Consider the following 14,783-nt stretch of genomic DNA (forward strand, 5'->3'; position numbering starts at 1 on the left):
TTGATCAACCCCCTTGTACGACGACAGCCCTAAGCGCTCTCTTCATAAGCAGGCGGCCTACTAAAACTAAAATGACAAGCCATAAAAGCTGAATACCTATTCCCCACAGCGCTTCTTCTTGAGGAATATGTCCTGAATACACTCGAAATGGAAAGTCCGTCGTCCAGCGAAATGGAAGGAAATACGTTACAATCTGGAGCCATGATGGCATAAGTGGAATAGGAACTATCATTCCTGCTAGAAATTCACCTACGACCGCTATCATCAAGGTAGAGCCGACAGGTGACATCGTCCAAAATACGGAAATGTAAATAAACATCGATATCGCTATAACGAGCATTAAGCCTAGCAACAACGCAAAGATGAATAAAGTAAAAGCCGTAAATGAAGGTGGTAGACTCATCCGATACGGTTCGGGTAGTAGAAATACAATAATTAATAAGGGAAAACTTCGAAGGGTTGCACTTGCTGCTCTTTGAGCAAGCAACTTAGCATACCATAAGGGGTAAAGCTCCATAGGTCTACAAAGCTCATAAGCAATATTTCCGCTTGTTATCATTGCAAATATTTCATTGTCTCTAAACCAAAGCATAATGAAGGATAAGAAAATTTGTTGGAGCCATACATATGTAATTAGTTTGTCTAATGTAATAGGCATAGCCACTGAACTATTACTGTAGAATGCTGCGAAGATCATAATAAACACGAAGCCAAAAAATAATTGGGTTGCCATTCCGGCTAAAGCTGCTGCACGATATTGCATCCCATTTATGAAGCGAAGACGCCAGATTGAAGTGTACGCTTTCATATTTGATGCTCCTCGTATAGTTGAACGATAATTTCATCAATCGCTTTTGCCTCAACAGTAACATCAACAATTTCAACAAACTGTGAGAGATGAGAGATAAGTTCAGCGAGTACAACACGTTCTGTATCAAAGCTATACACGGCTCGGACTTGCGTCCACTCAAGCCTAGCTGCATTAGGAATATCTATTGGTTCGGAGTGTTCTCTGTAATCTACAGTAAGTGTTCTTCCTGTACCAAACCTTGTTCGCAGCTCTGTTAGTGACCCATCATAAAGCAACGTCCCTTTTCCGATCATTAAGATACGATCTGCTAATGCTTCAATATCACTCATATCATGAGTTGTTAAAATGACGGTTACGCCTTTTTCTTGATTCAACCTTTTAATAAAATTCCTTACTGCCAGCTTGCTCACTGCATCTAAGCCGATTGTTGGTTCATCAAGAAATAATAACTTTGGGCTATGCAGTAGCGAAGCTGCAATTTCACACCGCATCCTCTGGCCCAAACTAAGCTGTCTAACCGGTGTCTGCACGATAGATTCCAGATCTAACATTTCAGTGAGCATTTCTAGATTTTCCTTATACATTGTATCTGGAATCTTGTAAATATCTCTTAATAGCTCAAACGAGTCAATAACAGGTACATCCCACCAAAGCTGCGATCGTTGTCCGAACACAACGCCAATATGCTTCACATATTCGGTTCTGTCCTTCCATGGAATATAACCCATAACAGTACATTGACCTTCATCTGGTACCAAGATGCCACTCATCACTTTAATCGTCGTCGATTTCCCGGCTCCATTTGGCCCGATATATCCGACAATTTCTCCTTTCCCTATCGAGAAAGAAATATCTTTAAGCGCCTCCACGACCGTGTGCTTCCGCACAAACAAGGCTTTGGTCGCTTGCTTCAGCCCCGCTGTTCTTTGCGCAACCTTAAAGCTTTTTCCAATGCCCATAAGCTGAATCAAATCCTTGTTCCGATCCATACTAGTTAATCCTCCTATTGAATTTCCACTGCAAAAATAGCAGGGAAAATAATATACCTTATATTCCAAATAAAGTATAGTTTTATTTTCCAAATCCTTTCCGTTGTATAAAAAAGCCCTTCACCAAGCCAAAAGGCTAAGAAAAGGGCATTTACTCTGTTACATATTAAATCTAATAAAAGTTAACATAATCAAGACGATGGCCTATTGAGACACTTTGGCTATAAACATCTAGTACAACTTTATAGCTCCCTGAAGCTAAGTAGCCTAAGCTATAATTTAGTGTATACAATTGCGAACTCCACAAATTCTCGTAATCTTTAAAGACCTCCGTCCATTGACCTGAAGGACCTTCTTTGTACAACGTTATAGAGATGTTACTGGTGCCAACATTATAAACATCTACCGTTAAATGACGTTGACCAGCCGTGCTAGAAGCTACATACCACGTTTCAGATGAGATCGGGGGATTTGCAGAAGCACTTGCAGAAAAAGAAAACAACATAATCAACAAAAGGAATAACATCTTTTTCATCATTATTCACCTCCCTTCTATAACGGGGTGACTTAAGCGATGCCTATTTAATTATATCATTTGTTTCTAAAATTTGGATGAAATTATTGTGGTATTAAGCTACTCATTTTGTTGATACGATATATGCAAAAATACTATTAATATACGAATCTACTTAATTGTTGTTTATTTATTAACCAACTTCTTACACTTGTTTCTGCTTCGCTTTTCCTCTAACGATATTTATAATATCGATTCTATTCCATAAAACCATTGATAAAACGAAAGACACAAACAATTCCCAGTCCAAACCTAATGAGTCAATATGTTGCCTCTTCGCTGCTGCTATATAAACCCCAACGAGGGCACTCGACATTAAGGACAGAAAGAAATTAATGTAACCCTTTCCTGCATTGCTTACATTATAGATACTTATCCACTTCAACATTAAATACAGAAGCACAAAATTAATAATCGTTCCAACAATGACAAACTCAGTAATAGCGAAAGGGAATGCCAATGTAACAAAAAACAATAGAACATATTGAATAATTTTGATGAATAAAACCCAAAAAAATGTAGGCATCGACTTTACTAGCTTTTTTGCTTCCTTCTCGCCATGTTTGTCCGATTCTACTGTTATCTTTGGATATTTCAATAACAAACGGGTGTAGACTGTAAATTCTGCAAAAACAATGGAAATGATATATTGGAGAATAAAAATAACAATTAGTATGCCGTGTATGGAAGTAAAAACAAATTTTTTAGTCTCAAAGCTATACATTGGTTCTGCATTTAAATAGGTTAAATAATAAACAGCGACTATAAAAAAAATTGGAATGATTAGGCTGAGAGCGCTTTTGGGAAAGTTATACACTCGTAGTTGTTCTCTTGAATCTAGCCCTTTGTCGATACTCTTTAATGCTCGAATCGTATAAAAAATACAGCTTACAATACCGCCAATAAATAAACTAATGCATGCTTGCTTTAAATAAACAGGATCATCATTACCGTCGATTACAGTTAAAATAAATAAGTAAAAAATATTTGCAGTTATAAATGTAACCGCGCAAACAAAAAGATATTGAAATTTTCTGAACTTCATCATAAAACTTGGTATGAGAAACAACACTGAAAATAGGATATGAAAAAACAAATTAAAAGCTGATATATAATACATATTAATAGTAAGCGGCTCTAAATCATCTTCATTGTAAAAGACTACAGCTGTACATATTCCTACTACGAGCAGATTTAAAATAAGCATCACGACTGGAAATGCTGTTAAATAATCACGCTGATAGAAAGGAGCTATTCTAGCTCTATAATGTTGAATACGTGCTTCATCTGTTAGTTTGTTCAATACTCTTTCGCAACTCCTATACTATATAAGCTATTCAAATCTGCGTGGTCAGGTAAACCTACAATAAATAATTCTCATTTTGACTCCCATCTCATAAAAAATAAATAATAATCAAATATTAACTCTTACGCTCACAGTGATTAATATATATTATTTGTTAATACTTGTAATTACATTTATGGTACTCTCTTACCAGAGGAATATTGACAAGGACTCCTCACATACTGTACTTGAAGTATGATATTTCAGGGGAGGTCATGCTAATGTCGGATCCGTTTGTAGTGCGTTCATTGGAAGAGGTAAGATTTTGGTCGAGGATAATGAAAGAACATTCCCTATTTTTGAAACTTGGATTCCGGTGTGAAGACACTCAATTGATTAATGAAGCCAACCATTTCTATTCTATTTTTCATGCAATCGAAAATAAAGCAAATACGTTCACAACAGGGACAGATCCCTCCGTCATTAGGAGATTCAATGAAGAAGTACACACTGCTGTTTCTTATATATGGGCTTTCAAAAGAAGAATATTAGGCTTAATACTCACATGCCAGCTTCCTGGTGCTAATAACTTTCCACTTTTAGTTGATCATGTGAGCAGGGAAGCTAATTATTTTAGAAATCGATTATCAGAATTAAATCAAGGAAAATTAGAGCCATTGCCTGATGCCATAATTGACGAAAACGTATTTTTCCTAAAAATTATGGCTGATCACGCCAAATTTATTAGTCACTTGCTTGATCCATCAGAGCGAAAGCTTGTAGAGCAGGCGAATAACTTCAGTCAAGAATTCGACCAATTGCTATTTCAAGCGAAAGACTTGGAGTCTATGCGTCCCCAATCACAAACCGTTCCGCTCCTTGATCAATTTCTAGATCAGAATAAAGTATCCGTTAAATCACTTCGTGATTTCAAGAAAACAGCACGAGATTTAATTGAAGCATGTCGTATTAAGAGCATTATTCACCCATTATTAGCTGATCACGTTTTTCGTGAAGCAGAACATTTTTTAGTTATCATCGATATGTTTGAAAGCAGTCTGACTACTAGACCTGTCTGAATGTGGGGAGAGCACTTTTCTTAGGAGGGGCATTCTATCATGTTAGATGCTTCTCTCCCCCTGCTGTAATGGAGATTGAGCGTAGCTATTGTATAGTAGACATTATGATCATTGTACATAATCGGTTTGTTAATTAGTTGTCATTTAGTCATCTTCCATTTCCTTTACTTGCCTTATCCCCCTTCCTATACTAAAATGTCGAATTAATACGTCCTTTTTCATTCAACACATGTAATATAGAGGAAACGTGTAAACTACTCATCAACTTCGACTAGGTAAGGAAGGGAGAGCAACATCGATGTCCATCCGTTTCAGACTATTATTATCTTTCACATCTGTTGTTATCGTTTCTGTAATCCTCTTTATGGCAACGGCTTATTTATTGTCTGTTGCTGTTACTGGAGATTTCCGTAGCATTAGTAGCTTCTACCGTATTCATTATTCTTTAAATCCCCTTTCTGAAGAGGAAGAAAGTATCTTTCTTGATCTGAAATATTTGGCCAAACATGACCCTGCTAAGTTAAAGGATGTCTCACTGCTCGAAAAATACGACAACCAATTAAAAATGGTACAAGCTAATCTCATCGTCCGCGAGGAGAACGAAATCATATATGCATCACCTTCATTACTGCAAACCGATCTTTCAAAACTTCTTCCGAAATATGATATGAACAATATATCTATTCGTAACACAATGAATCTTGGTAGCCGTTTTTATTCTTATGCGAAGTTCGACTTCTACTATTCAGAATATACAACGGACAAAGGTAGCATCTATGTTACGAAAGAAAGAAGCCCATTTGCTGAAATCGTTCGTAAACTACTTCCTAGTCTTATCGGTGTATTTCTTGCCATTCTACTTTTAACTAGTCTGTTGCTGTACCGTTATGTCACTCGGAAAATTGTAAAGCCACTTGATGAGCTGCGAAGATCGGCTGAACATATTAAAGATGGCGATCTGACCTTTCAGCTCCAATCCAAATCAAAAGATGAAGTTGGACAGCTCGTTATGAGCTTCGAGAATATGCGGCAGAAGCTACTCGAATCCGTTCAGCTCCAGCTACATTACGAGGATAATCGCAAGCAATTATTGTCTAATATTTCGCATGACCTGAGAACTCCGATTACGACGATTAAAGGGTATGCTGAAGGGATTAGAGACGGAGTTACAAACACAAAAGAAAAACTAGACAGATATGTTAACGCCATTCATGTTAGATCTACTGATTTAGAACGGTTAGTTGATGAACTGCTTTATTACTCCAAGTTGGATATGAATAAAGAGCCTTATTCCTTCCAGGAGATTGAACTACATGCGTTTCTGAGATACAGCTTAAAGGAAATGTCTATCGAGCTAGATCAGAATAAAATTCAAGTAACTTGGAGAAATGAAACCGATGAACTTGCTTACGTTATGGCCGATACGGAAAAGCTTAAACGAGTAATCGTCAATCTCGTAGATAATTGTCTGAAGTACATGACTGGGCAACCTAAAAAAATCGAAATCGGATTTAGTAGCCGATCAGAAGATTGCCTAGTCTGGATTACGGATAACGGTCCTGGCATTCACCCAGACTCTTTGCCGCATATATTCGAACGTTTTTACCGTGAGGAGCCATCACGTAGCAGAGATGCTGGTGGAAGTGGACTTGGGCTTGCGATTGCCAAACATATTATCGAAGGCCATGGCGGACAAATATGGGCTGAAAGTTCACATGGACATGGAACAACAATCTTTTTTGTACTCAAAAAATTTGTAGATCATCGGTGAGGTTCCTATGAAGCAACTATTAATTATTGAAGATGACCACTATATTGCAGAGCTCGAACGAGATTATTTTCTATTACATGACTACCAAGTGAAGCTATGCCATGAGGGGCAAGAAGGACTTAGGGAAGCACTGAGCGGGGATTACGATCTCGTTATTGTCGATCTTCAGTTACCTGGCATGGACGGGTTTGAGATTTGCAAACAAATTCGTGAGAAGATGGATTTACCTATTCTAATCGTCTCAGCCAAAAAGGAAGAAATCGATAAAATACGTGGATTTGGGTTAGGAGCAGATGATTTCGTCACAAAACCTTTTAGTCCAAACGAACTTGTAGCAAGAGCGAAAGCACATTTGGCACGTTACGAACGTTACAAGGGCGTTAAACTGGTAGATACGGATACAATCAACATAAGAGAACTTTCTATTCAAAAATCAGCTAGACGTGTCTTCCTGCACGGTAAAGAAGTTTTGCTAACTGCAAAAGAATTTGAAGTTCTTGTCTTTTTGGCAGAAAATCCGAACCGGGTGTTCAATAAAGATGCGCTGTTCGAGAGAATCTGGGGACTTGATTCTAATGGTGAGATCGCAACTGTTACTGTACACATATCTCGCATAAGGGAAAAAATCGAAGCTGATCCTTCTAATCCACAATTTATTGAGACCGTTTGGGGTGCTGGTTATCGGTTCACAGTGTAATCCCATACCTTACTTTGAACTTCTTTATCAATCTGTTTATAAAAAGTTTATATTCTCTTATCTCCCCCTTTAGAGTTGTCGTCTATCATACAGATATAACAGATGACAAGCACACTATTAGGAGGAATCACATATGAAAAAGTTCAATCAAAAAGCTGCAATTGTTGCATTATCAGCATTAATCGGCGGTGGAGCACTTCTTCCATTTCAGACTTATGCGGCATCCCTAGCACCAGTTGCACAAATACAGAAGGCAGCGTTAACTAATTTCCAAGCTGAGCAAGATAAAGCTATCCAGCATCTAATTGATAAAGGTGTATTGCAAGGTTATTCCGATGGTAAAATGCGATCAGAGCGGATTATTACAAACGCGGAGTTTATTAAAATGGTTCTACTGGCTCTAGAAGTCGATGAGATCGATTCTAAGGCAGTTGCAACAGGTGCAAAATGGTACGATGCATATCTAAACTCCGCCGCTACAAAAGGCCTTATCGAGAATGTAGATACACTTTCACCTAGTAGCACTACAGTTGGATCAGATATGGCATCTTTGATTGCGAAAGCACTTCAGCGCGATGTAAAATCGGTTCAACATTGGATGAACGGTTTATCGATTGGAACGGAGTCTATCACACGTGGTGAAACAGCAATGTTACTTGTTCAATCGGAGAAAGCTATTCGTTCCGAAAACGCTGAAATCACTTCAATTAAAGCACTTAATAAACTTGCATTCGAAGTAACATTTAACGCTCCGCTAACACAAGCTGATGAAGCTATGGCTACAGCGTCAGCCAACTTCGTATTTGACGGAGATTTGAAGCTTGTTAATCAACCGAGATTGAAAACAGGCTCCATTGCTACTTATATCGTACCTGTGCAAACAATGAAAGAAAATACGACTTATACGCTTAAATACAAAAGCAAACAACCGATTACAGTGGCAGCAAGCAATGAAATTATTCAATTAAATGCGATTCGTCAAGTCACTGCCGATACGTTCGAGATCGATTCACTTCGTTCAGATGGTGTAATCGATTATGGTTACTTAATCTCTGCATATGCAGGTGGTCGTGGAGCTAACGCTGCCGTATTGGACGAAAACAATAAGCTTGATGGAAAGGCTATGCAAGTTATCCCTTCCCTTGCTTCTCGCCAAGCGACATTGATACCAGAGGGCGGCGAACCTATTACTGTGTCCTATGTCGGTTTCACTCAATCAACTGATGGCAAACAAGAGCCGAAGTTCCGCTTACCGCAAGGAACTACTTTGCAAGCCGGTAAGAAGTATACGGTCTCCTCACCTTGGTTCAATGTAAAAGAAGCTAGCTTCATTGCTGAGACAATCGCACCACTTACGATTGCTTCTACTGACGCAGTTAACGAAACAACGCTAAACGTTACACTTAGCCAAGATCCTGGAGATGAACTGTTTGCTTATCGTTCGATTCAATTAAAGGGTTCCGATGGTTCCAGCTTAACTGCTCAATACAAAGTTCAAACACGTAAAGGTGCAGTTGGCGTCTTCGAAGTACAAAATAGTGGAAAACTAGTACCTGGTGTCACTTATGAGATCACACCAGTTGGCACTTGGGCGGTAGCAGACAAAGTTAGTTTAACAACAAAATAATAATCAACTACGTTCAGAAGCGATGCAGAATTACTGCATCGCTTCTTTTATTTCTATCACCATGGAAACACGATATTGATGAGAAGCAAAAAATAATACAGACGCACATTGAATATTTATTCTTATTGTTGTATATTTATTCAGTAGTAAGAAATTGATCGGAGGTTAACCTATGTTGAACATCTCTTCGTTGGAACACGATTTAAATACAAAAACCCAAACTACCCACTTGCTAAAAGCAGCCGAAAAACATGTCCTTTTTACTGCGAATCGTCCGGATGTTGTAATGGCTAGCGGCGAAGGTATGTGGCTTCACGATACAGAAGGTAAAACCTATTTGGACTTTATCGGTGGATGGGCAGTTACTGCACTTGGTCATTCTCCAGCCGTTCTTCAGCAAGCTCTTGCTAAGCAAGCAGCTACACTAGTTCATGCTAGTCCGGGTTTTTACAACAAACCACAAATTGAATTTTCAGAACTGCTGACTTCGATCAGTGATATGGATAAAGTATTTTTTACTAGTACTGGAGCTGAAGCGAACGAAAGTGCGATTAAGCTCGCTAGAAAACATGGAGCTCTTCATCTGAATGGAGCCTACGAAATTATTACACTTACGAACAGCTTCCACGGTCGCAGCTTAGCGATGATGTCAGCAACGGGAAAGCCACATTGGAAGGAATTATTTGCTCCTAAAGTAGATGGCTTTATCCATGTTCCTATTAACGATATCGACGCTTGTTTCGCTGCTGTTACGAACAATACTTGCGCCATTATGCTAGAGCTCGTACAAGGTGAAGGCGGAGTACATGAAGTGAGTGAAGCTTATCTTTATGGCATTCGCAAAATATGTGATATGTACGGCATTGTTCTTATTATTGACGAAGTTCAAACTGGACTTGGCAGAACCGGCAAACTATTCGCCTACCAGCATTACGGAATAAAACCTGATATTATGACACTTGGCAAAGGAATTGGCGGCGGCTTCCCGCTGTCCGCGATGCTAACAACGAACAAATACGACTTATTTCAACCAGGTGACCAAGGCGGAACATATACGGGGCAACCGCTTGCAATGGCAGCTGGCCTTGCTGTCGTGCAGGAATTAGTTGAGCGTGATCTTGCAGCTAACGCTGATCGTCAAGGTAGTTACTTGATCGAGACACTTAATGAGTTATCACATACGTTTCCAATAACAAAAGTGCGCGGTAAAGGACTTCTTATCGCCTTTGATCTTCCAGAAGCGATGGCTCCTTCACTTGCTGCTCTATGTATGAGCAAGGGACTACTCATTAATGCATCCAGCTCTTCAACCATTCGTTTAATGCCACCCCTTATCGTAGAGCAGTCTCATATTCATCAAATGCTTAACCTATTAAAGGAATCACTTCAGCAATTAACTATGAATGTTGGATAAGCCACTCTGCATACGCTAGTTACAATTGTAAAGTGTATGTGGCAGGAGGGCTTAAGGTTGAAACGACTACAATCGAATAGCGGAGGCGAAAGCTTCACTGTCTATGTTATTCCCGCTTGGAAATGGAAACAATTTATTGCTTTCGAGTTGATTGGTGGGACTGCCTTTTTACTCATTAGTAAAATCATTATTCATTCTGAATGGTTTTGTATTGCTGCTAATATAGCAGGTCCACAAATGCTGAAATATACGTTCAGCGCTTTCCGTACTTAATAATCAAAAAAAACGATCTTCCAAGATCATAACAACCACTTGGAAGATCGTTTTTTTGTTCTCTATTTTCTTTGAACAGCAAGCACATGTGCAACAAAGTAGCTCTTTTAAACATTACATACATTGAGTCGAAGTAAACACACTCACTTCTTACACTATTTTAGGAGGATCAACCATGTCCCCTTTATCAAGCGCTTCGCTTCAAGTAGCGCTATCTACTCATATTCAAGATGTTATGATGCCATTCGTATTAGATGTATTAGATAACCTCGGATATACAGATATTCATTTTGAAACGAGTACTTTGCCAAATATCTCTCTTACATTAACGGAATATATACAACAATTGAATACAAGCTGGAAATGCACCTTATTCGTTAATAGTCAGTTTGCATTTGAATATGGTCTCTTTTATGAAATGAATAACGGCCTGCTTAAAGAAAGCTACTGGATAAAAGGAAAACAAGAAAAATGTTCCCTCTCCACAGCCATTTTAGGCACTCAAAACTTACAGCCCTGGTCAATAATGAAAGAAAGTATCCATTACCGTTTAGTTTGCCATATTGAAGGTACGATACCTCATATTCGTTACGCTACTAGGTTACTTAAGGTCTTTTTTGAACATATAGAAGTTCGCTTTATTGATCTAGATCACAACTATTATTATTTCCGTTGTTCAGAATCATCAAAAAATCATTTTATCGTAAAGATTTGTGAAATCGGATCTATATTAAGACAAGATATAAAAAACGCAGATAAATACCATTACATAGGTCAACTCGAGCTATTTATTTTGTTCTCCGCGACTAGAATGAAGATGCTTATAGAGCAAGATCATTATTTACATGCTATATATGAATCTAAAATGAACGCATATCGAAATCATTACGATGCAGAATATCGTACCTTAGAGTTATTGTTCTACTCCTTTGTCATAAAAGATGCTGTGATGACAGCTCAATATAAAGCGATTAGTGGAAGTGATATTTCGACAGAAGTCCCTTGATTTCTTTTGCTATCAATATATAAGGAGCCGTTGTGTGCCTCTATAATCTGGTTACTGATCATTAAACCTAATCCAGTTCCCTTTTCTTTCGTCGTAACGAACGGCTCACCTATCCGATGTATTAGCTCCTCTGGAATACCTTGACCTTGATCCTGTATGTTGATATGAATGACATTGCCATGATTCGTTTTTTGTAGCCTTGTTGTGATTGTAACTTTCCCACCATCCGGCATTGCTTCAAGTGCATTTTTGATGATATTTAAAAACACCTGCTTCAATTGGTTTTCGTTGCAATAAATCGGAGGCAATAGCTCATCTTGTTCATATTCAATTTCCACATTCAACAAAATCGCTTGCGTATCTAATATCGAAATTACACTTTGCAAAATGGACTCCAAACTTCCTTCTTGGAAGGGCGCCAGATGCGGCTTCGCTAATGTCATAAATTCATTTACGATTAAGTTAATGCGATCAAGTTCAGTTTCCATAATATTAAAATAGTGTATGTGGTCGCTATACTTAGACCTAAGGAGCTGTGTAAATCCTTTTAACGAAGTTAACGGATTTCTAATTTCATGTGCAACACCAGCGGCCAATTGCCCAATAACAGACAACTTCTCGGAACGGATAACTCTCTCTTCCGTACGTTTCCTTTCAGTTAGATCTCTGATAACACTAAGAACAACACTTTTCCCCATGTAATTGTCAATTCGAATATTCGAAATCTCTACAGAAATCCGTTTCCCACAATGCAGATTTATGTTCGCTTCGCGAAATGCCGATGGCTCATCTTCACTAATCGTTCGATACATATCTGCTGCAATAATTTCACGATCACTCTCCACGATACATTCAAAAAAAGGTTTTCCAATCAAACAGTTGGCATCCGTTACTTCGAACATGTCCATTGCATATTGATTCAGATACAAGATTTCCTCATGATGACTAATAATAATAGGTTCTGGTATACACATGATCATACGCTGATATAGTTTTGCATTGCTACGGAGCAACTGCTCCTGTTCATATTTGAACGTAACATTTTGCACAGTGCCAAGAAGTGCAGACGCACCATTAAAAATAATTAAGGAACTATTACCTTCGAGATAAATTGTACTTCCATCCTTTTTCCAACCCCTAATTTGAAACGGATATTGTCCCCCTACAGCATCACTTGAGAAATTATTATTCTTCTCTATTTCTTCAATCATTTCCTTGTCTACTAGGTCGTATAAATGAAGTCCTATCATTTCATTAGGTAGATAACCAAACATATTTTCCAAAAAAGGATTGGCATAAATAATATATTTTTCTTGTTCCACAAAAACACCAGCGACGACACTTTCAACTAATGTTTTGTATAAACTATCTTTTTCGTTTATCGTATCTCTCATTCGGCTCCAATTAGAAATCTCACGTATTACGAGTTGAATCGTCGGATTACCTCGATATAAAATCCGAATAATACGAACTTCAACATCGATCACATGACCATCTTTTTTGGGAAGCTTACAACAAAGATAATCTGAAAACTTCTCATCTTCGAGGAAAACATCAATCATTTCTGAAAACTGCTGCATGACATCGAAGTGAAATAAACGAGATATAGGTTGCCCTACAATCTCTCCTATGTCTTCAGACTCTACCATTTTCATTGCTGCTCTATTGGCGAATACGATCTTATTTTCAGATAGGACAAGTACTGCATCTGGAAAAAACTGAACAGGACTTTCTTGTCTACTATAGTTCTCTTCCCATACTTTATTAGTATCCATAAGTCGCAACCACCACTTTCGTTATGTCTCCATATAGAGCCGTTTATATTCATTAATTTTCCACAGATGTAACCCCCCTTCCTGCACAATTTTTAAAAAAATGCCAAAAAAAGCTACTGATTATTAACTAGTAATAATCAGTAGCTTAAAAAGAAGAAGCTATCATCGTTTTATCTGCGATGATAGCCATATTCTAAAACATATAAAATTAACCTTGTAGTAGTAGTTGCTCTGGATCTTCCAAAAGTTCCTTCACTGTTACAAGGAAACGTACAGCTTCACTACCATCAACGATACGGTGGTCGTATGACAATGCAATGTACATCATCGGACGGTTTTCCATATTCACATCATCGATTGCAACAGGGCGAATTTGAATTTTGTGCATGCCCAGTATGCCGACCTGTGGTGTGTTAAGTATTGGAGTGGACAACAAGGATCCGAATACGCCGCCATTTGTGATCGTGAAGCTTCCGCCTTGTAGATCACTTAGTGCAAGTGTATTGTTACGAGCTTTTTTAGCCAATTCACCAATATTTTTTTCGATCTCACCGAAGCTTAGACGATCTGCATCGCGAACAACTGGTACAACTAGACCTTCTTTAGCAGATACAGCGATACCGATATCGTAGAATTTCTTAACGACGATGTCTTCTCCGTCAATTTCTGCATTCAGAAGCGGATATGCTTTCAATGCGCCTACAACAGCTTTTGTGAAGAAGGACATGAAGCCCAAGTTCACTTCGTTTTTATCGAAGAAAGCTTGTTTGCGACGTTTGCGAAGGTCAAGAATTGCAGTCATATCAACTTCATTAAATGTAGTCAACATAGCAGCAGTACGTTGCGCTTCAACAAGGCGATTAGCAATCGTTACCCGGCGGCGAGACATACGTTTACGCTCTGTCGGTTTAACGTTGCCACCAGCACTTGCAACAGCTGGTGCAGCTGATACTGCCGGTGCAGTTGGCGCAGGTGCTGCAGAAGTAACTGGAGCTTGTCCATGCGAACGAATATCATCCGGATAAATACGGCCGATTCCATCTTTGCCTTGTACTTGTGTTAGGTCAATGCCTTGCTCGCGAGCTAGCTTACGAGCAGCAGGCGTTGCATTCACAGAAGCTGCTGTAGAAACTGCCACTCCTGTAGGTGCTGTTACCGCTGTAACAGGAGCTGTAGCTGCTTTTGGTTGCTCAGCTACTACTGGTGCAGCTACTGGAGCTACTGGAGCGGCAGGGGCACCAGTTGACGCGCCGATCGAACCGATCGCCTCGCCAACTAGTACTACCTCACCGTCTTTTTTAGCAATGCTGGAAACAACACCGCTGTTATCAGCACTAATCTCGATATTTACTTTATCCGTTTCAAGTTCAAGAAGTACATCACCTTGATTAACAGTGTCGCCTTCCTTTACGAACCACTTTGTAATTGTTCCCTCGGATATAGATTCTCCCAGTTCTGGTACAATAATTTCTGCCATTGTAG

The 14,783-nt window shown here is 38.8% G+C and carries 13 protein-coding genes; 7 read left to right on the forward strand and 6 right to left on the reverse strand.

The features are described 5' to 3' along the window. Window positions 1-4 precede the first annotated feature (4 nt). The 4 genes from I6N90_RS05935 to I6N90_RS05950 all read right to left on the reverse strand — a co-directional run bounded on the left by I6N90_RS05935 (window position 5) and on the right by I6N90_RS05950 (window position 3,677). Entirely contained in the window at window positions 5-808 is an 804-nt protein-coding gene (locus I6N90_RS05935; protein ID WP_197934537.1) for an ABC transporter permease, read from the reverse strand. Further along, window positions 805-1,800, reverse strand: coding sequence for an ABC transporter ATP-binding protein (locus I6N90_RS05940; RefSeq protein ID WP_197934538.1), 996 nt, complete (start codon window positions 1,798-1,800; stop codon window positions 805-807). The genes I6N90_RS05935 and I6N90_RS05940 overlap by 4 nt, the downstream gene beginning before the upstream one ends. A 172-nt stretch (window positions 1,801-1,972) precedes the next feature. Beyond that, window positions 1,973-2,338, reverse strand: coding sequence for a hypothetical protein (locus tag I6N90_RS05945; RefSeq protein WP_232242552.1), 366 nt, complete (start codon window positions 2,336-2,338; stop codon window positions 1,973-1,975). A 181-nt stretch (window positions 2,339-2,519) separates the two neighbouring features. Next, window positions 2,520-3,677: a hypothetical protein gene (locus I6N90_RS05950; RefSeq protein ID WP_197934540.1), complete on the reverse strand. Its 1,158-nt coding sequence runs from the start codon at window positions 3,675-3,677 to the stop codon at window positions 2,520-2,522. Window positions 3,678-3,940: 263 nt separating this feature from the next. On the opposite strand from I6N90_RS05950, the gene I6N90_RS05955 reads away from it, so the two are divergent. The 7 genes from I6N90_RS05955 (at window position 3,941) to I6N90_RS05985 (ending at window position 11,526) form a co-directional block, all read left to right on the forward strand. Beyond that, window positions 3,941-4,738 carry a DUF2935 domain-containing protein gene (locus I6N90_RS05955; RefSeq protein ID WP_197934541.1) on the forward strand — a complete coding sequence of 266 codons (798 nt, stop codon included), beginning with the start codon at window positions 3,941-3,943 and terminating at the stop codon, window positions 4,736-4,738. A 298-nt stretch (window positions 4,739-5,036) separates the two neighbouring features. Then, a complete protein-coding gene (locus tag I6N90_RS05960) occupies window positions 5,037-6,509 on the forward strand; it encodes a sensor histidine kinase (RefSeq protein ID WP_197934542.1) in 1,473 nt (490 codons plus the stop codon). A gap of 7 nt (window positions 6,510-6,516) precedes the next feature. Next, window positions 6,517-7,206, forward strand: a complete 690-nt coding sequence (locus tag I6N90_RS05965) for a response regulator transcription factor (RefSeq protein ID WP_197934543.1) — start codon at window positions 6,517-6,519, stop codon at window positions 7,204-7,206. Between the two features lie 133 nt (window positions 7,207-7,339). Next, the gene (locus tag I6N90_RS05970) at window positions 7,340-8,833 is read left to right on the forward strand and encodes an S-layer homology domain-containing protein (RefSeq protein WP_197934544.1); all 1,494 of its coding nucleotides are present in this window, start codon (window positions 7,340-7,342) and stop codon (window positions 8,831-8,833) included. 172 nt (window positions 8,834-9,005) lie between these two features. Continuing rightward, window positions 9,006-10,247, forward strand: a complete 1,242-nt coding sequence (locus I6N90_RS05975; RefSeq protein ID WP_197934545.1) for an aspartate aminotransferase family protein — start codon at window positions 9,006-9,008, stop codon at window positions 10,245-10,247. 57 nt (window positions 10,248-10,304) lie between these two features. Beyond that, a complete protein-coding gene (locus I6N90_RS05980) occupies window positions 10,305-10,520 on the forward strand; it encodes a hypothetical protein (protein WP_197934546.1) in 216 nt (71 codons plus the stop codon). Window positions 10,521-10,695: 175 nt separating this feature from the next. Continuing rightward, entirely contained in the window at window positions 10,696-11,526 is an 831-nt protein-coding gene (locus I6N90_RS05985) for a hypothetical protein (RefSeq protein ID WP_197934547.1), read from the forward strand. Here the strand turns inward: I6N90_RS05985 and I6N90_RS05990 are convergent. Both I6N90_RS05990 and odhB read right to left on the reverse strand, forming a co-directional pair. Continuing rightward, window positions 11,478-13,301 carry a PAS domain S-box protein gene (locus I6N90_RS05990; RefSeq protein ID WP_197934548.1) on the reverse strand — a complete coding sequence of 608 codons (1,824 nt, stop codon included), beginning with the start codon at window positions 13,299-13,301 and terminating at the stop codon, window positions 11,478-11,480. The genes I6N90_RS05985 and I6N90_RS05990 overlap by 49 nt on opposite strands. Before the next feature lie 208 nt (window positions 13,302-13,509). Then, on the reverse strand, window positions 13,510-14,778 hold the full coding sequence (gene odhB, locus I6N90_RS05995) for a 2-oxoglutarate dehydrogenase complex dihydrolipoyllysine-residue succinyltransferase (protein WP_197934549.1): 1,269 nt from the start codon (window positions 14,776-14,778) through the stop codon (window positions 13,510-13,512). Between the last annotated feature and the right edge of the window lie 5 nt (window positions 14,779-14,783).

The organism is Paenibacillus sp. GSMTC-2017 (assembly GCF_016019935.1).
GTDB lineage: Bacteria > Bacillota > Bacilli > Paenibacillales > Paenibacillaceae > Pristimantibacillus.